This window comes from Streptomyces olivochromogenes, assembly GCF_001514115.1.
In the GTDB taxonomy this organism is placed as follows: Bacteria; Actinomycetota; Actinomycetes; order Streptomycetales; family Streptomycetaceae; genus Streptomyces; species Streptomyces olivochromogenes.
Map to the genome: position 1 here is coordinate 2,999 of NZ_KQ948501.1, position 2,462 is coordinate 5,460.

General features: G+C 67.7%; 2 protein-coding genes and 1 pseudogene. 1 reads left to right on the plus strand and 2 read right to left on the minus strand.

Annotated features, from left to right (window positions below):
* Window positions 1-289 (minus strand): annotated as a pseudogene (locus tag AQJ27_RS60660) (hypothetical protein); the annotation flags it as partial.
* Window positions 198-962 (minus strand): AbiV family abortive infection protein, encoded by a 765-nt coding sequence (locus AQJ27_RS50555; RefSeq protein ID WP_067385720.1) that lies wholly within the window; start codon window positions 960-962, stop codon window positions 198-200. The gene AQJ27_RS50555 and the pseudogene AQJ27_RS60660, both read right to left, overlap by 92 nt.
* Window positions 963-1,300: 338 nt before the next feature.
* On the opposite strand from AQJ27_RS50555, the gene AQJ27_RS50560 reads away from it, so the two are divergent.
* The coding region (locus AQJ27_RS50560) for an IS630 family transposase (RefSeq protein ID WP_079065952.1) at window positions 1,301-2,462 on the plus strand (1,162 nt) is incomplete at its 3' end.

The window sequence follows — 2,462 nt, forward strand, 5'->3', positions numbered from 1 at the left end:
CGCGGGCGTTGTCGCCCACGCCCAGACCGGCCGCCGGGCCGACCGCGAGGGCGATGACGTTCTTGATCGCCCCGCCGAGCGAGGAAGGACACGACCTGGGCCCGTACTGCGGCGTGGGCGAGCTGTCGGGCGAGGCCTGCAGCGGTGGCCAAGGTTCTCCGGGTCGTCTGCGTACATGTGGACTCGGACCGGTCGCGCTAGCCGTCGCTGGGCGGCGAGTCGTTGGTGGCCGCCGGCAGCGCGGCGCGAAGGTTGGCCGCGGCGACCTGTTCGGCGAGGACGGGGCCAAGAAGTACGTCCGGCGGGTCCACGTCGTCACGGGCCGCGGCCCGCATGTGGGCGAGGAATTCGTTCGGGGCGCCCTCGACGTAGGATCCGATGGCGTCGAAGTCCACGCTGTTCTGCCACTGGTGGATGAGGTCCAGGAAGGCGTCCGGCTCGGCGGCGGCGTTCTCTGCGGGTCTGGCGTAGGCGAGTGCGGTGGTGACCGTGGAGACCATCCACCGGGCCTCGCTCTCGCCGACGTCCTCGGGCTCCAGCAGGGCACCGGTGTTCGTGTAGTCGACGTACAGGCCGCGGAACTTGACCGCGTTGGTCCGGCGTGCCGAGGCGACCACGTCGTCCAGCAGCTGCTCGAAGCCGGCCGGTACCTTGTCGGCGACCATGGCCAGGGTCAGGTGGGCGAACTCCGCCTTGGTCTGGTGCTGCGTGAACGCCTTCTCGAAGTCGGGACGGAACTCCTCGCGCACGGCGGGAGGCATGGCGAGCGTCGTCATGCACAGCGCGGCTTTGCCGACTTCTTCGAGGGCTAGCGCGGCAAAGGAGAAGGCCGCAGGCCACTGGTGTGCGTCCAGTACAGCCTGAGCGCTGGTGTGCAGGGAGCGGGCGTTCTTGAACGCGGCGCCCGCCAGGTCGACGACCGTGCGCTCCATCAGGTGCGGGTCGAGGGGAAGCTTCGCCATTCGCCAACTGTCTCAGGCAGGGGCCGAGCTCAGCACCACCTTTGTCGCGTCCGGACAGCACCGCTGTTCTGGCAGGTTCACGTTCTCCTGGTCGTCCATGGGCAGACTTGAGCCGTCAGCTGTGCGGGTGGCGGACGCACGGTTCGCGAGTGGCGGCCTGCCCAGGACTCTGGACCCCAGGTAGACCGACCAGGGTGATTGTGGGCCGTGGGGAACGTGCGCGCTCAGAGTTCGCTGGTCGCCACGCACAGGTGGCGCGACGCCAACAGCCTGGGACCCGGACCTGCGGCTAGTGTGATGCGCCCGAAATCTCGGTCTTAAGTCTGTACTGTGTTGTCATGTCGCCGGGACCCCGTGCTGTTGAAGTCAGGTTGTCCGATGCGGAGTTCGCCGAGTTGTCGCGCTGGGTGGACGGGGTGGTGGAGCCTCGTCTTGCCGAGCGCGCCCGCATCGTTCTGGCGTGTGCGGCCGGGGTGCCGAATACGCGTGTGGCGGCGGATCTCAAGGTGACCGCGGACACGGTGAGGAAGTGGCGTTCGCGGTTTGTGGCGCGGCGGATGGCGGGCCTGGTGGACGAGCCGCGGCCGGGCCGGCGCAAGCCGGAGCTGGTGCTCTCCGAGGCCGAGCGTGCGGAGCTGGCGCGCTGGGCGCGGCGGGCGAAGACCGCGCAGTTCCTGGCGCTGAGGGCAAAGATCGTGCTGCGGTGCGCGGACGGCGGGACGAACAAGGAGATCGCCGCCGAACTCGGTGTATCGCAGGGAACGGTGAATCGCTGGCGGTCGAGGTTCATCCGGTTACGGCTGGACGGGCTGACCGATGAGCCGCGTCCAGGCCGGCCGCCCTCGATCCTGCTGGACCAGGTCGAAAACGTGCTCACGGCGACGCTGGAGTCCACCCCGGGCAAGGACACCCACTGGTCGCGGGCCTCGATGGCGAAGCACTCCGGGCTGTCGAAGTCCACCATCGGGCGGATCTGGAAGAAGTTCGACCTCAAGCCCCATCTCCAGGACGCCTTCAAGCTTTCCACCGACCCGCAGTTCATTGCGAAGGTCGTCGACGTCGTCGGCCTGTACCACCATCCGCCCGAGAAAGCGGTGGTGCTGTGCGTGGACGAGAAGTCCCAGATCCAGGCACTGGACCGGTCCCAGCCGGTGCTCCCGATGATGCCGGGCATGCCCGAGCGACGCACCCACGACTACTACCGGCACGGCATCACCAGCCTGTTCGCCGCCTTCAACATCGCCGACGGCAGCGTCATATCGGAACTGCACCGCCGCCACCGGGCCATCGAGTTCAAGAAGTTCCTGGTCACGATCGACAAGGCCGTGCCCGTCGGCCTCGACGTCCACCTGGTCTGTGACAATTACGCCACCCACAACACCGCCGAGATCAAGACATGGCTCGGCAAACACCTCCGCTTCCACGTCCACTTCACCCCCACAGGCTCCTCGTGGATGAACCAAGTCGAGCGGTGGTTCGGCCTGTTGACGGACAAGCTCA